We start from the raw sequence: 1,132 nt of genomic DNA, 5'->3' as shown, positions 1-1,132 counted from the left end.
CGTCGATGAACCTGAAGCGGGCACCGCTGATCGACGTGCACGTCGCCGCCGACGCGGCAACGGACAGCCGGCTGGCCGTGGTGCGCATGCACCACCTGGTACGCGACCACACGGCGCTGGCCGTGCTCCTGGAGGAGGTCAGGGCGTTCGCCGAGGGCCGGGGCGGCGAGCTGCCCGAGCCCCTGCCGTTCCGTAACTTTGTCGCGCAGGCCCGCGGTGGCGTGGAACGGTCGGCGCACGAACGCTTCTTCGCCGAGCTGCTCGGCGACGTGGACGAGCCGACCGCGCCGTTCGGCGTGCTGGACGCGCGAGGCGACGGCGCCCGGGTCGTTCGTGCCGAGGCCACCTTCGGACCGGAACTCGTCGCACGGATACGCGAGGTGTCGCGGCGGCTCGCGGCCAGTCCGGCGACAGTGCTGCACGTGGCGTGGGCCCGGACGCTGTCGGTGGTCAGCGGCCGTGACGACGTGGTCTTCGGCACGGTGCTCTTCGGCCGGATGAACGCCGGTTCGGGAGCCGACCGCGTCCCCGGGCCGCTGATGAACACCCTGCCGGTACGGACACGCGTCGACGGGACCGGGGTGCTCGCCGCCGTCGCCGGCATGCGCTCGCAGCTCGCGGCACTGCTCGAGCACGAACACGCCCCCCTGGCCGTGGCGCAGCAGGCCGCCGGGGTGGCGGCGGACGTTCCGCTGTTCACGTCGCTGTTCAACTACCGGCACAACACCGGGACCGACGACCATGACGGCGGCGAGAGGGAGAGCCGCGCCGACGTCCTCGAAGGGGTCCGGGCGCTGGCGGTACGGGAACGCACGAACTACCCGCTGACAGTCTCCGTGGACGACGACGGCAACGAGGCGGGTATCGGCCTCTCCGTCGACGCGGTGGCCCCGATCGACGCCGAGGCCGTGTGCGCCCTGCTGGAGACCACGGTGGAACAACTGGTCTCCGCGCTGGAGACCGCGCTGGAGAACGCACTGGAGGACGGCGCCGCCGGCCTGCCGCTGAATGCGGTGGACGTCCTGGACGAAGCGGCACGCCGTCGGCTGCTGGTGGAGTGGAACGACACCGGTGCGGCGGTCGAGGAGTCGACGCTGCCGGGGTTGTTCGGGGCGCAGGTGGCGCGGACGCC

At 72.6% G+C, this 1,132-nt stretch carries 1 protein-coding gene; it reads left to right on the top strand.

Annotation, left to right across the window (positions count from 1 at the left end):
• On the top strand, positions 1 to 1,132 hold a 1,132-nt coding region (locus ACFY4A_RS42700), incomplete at both ends, for a condensation domain-containing protein (RefSeq protein WP_390834693.1).

Source organism: Streptomyces sp. NPDC001292 (assembly GCF_042896465.1).
Classification (GTDB): domain Bacteria; phylum Actinomycetota; class Actinomycetes; order Streptomycetales; family Streptomycetaceae; genus Streptomyces.
This window is presented reverse-complemented; position numbering and strand designations above follow the sequence as displayed.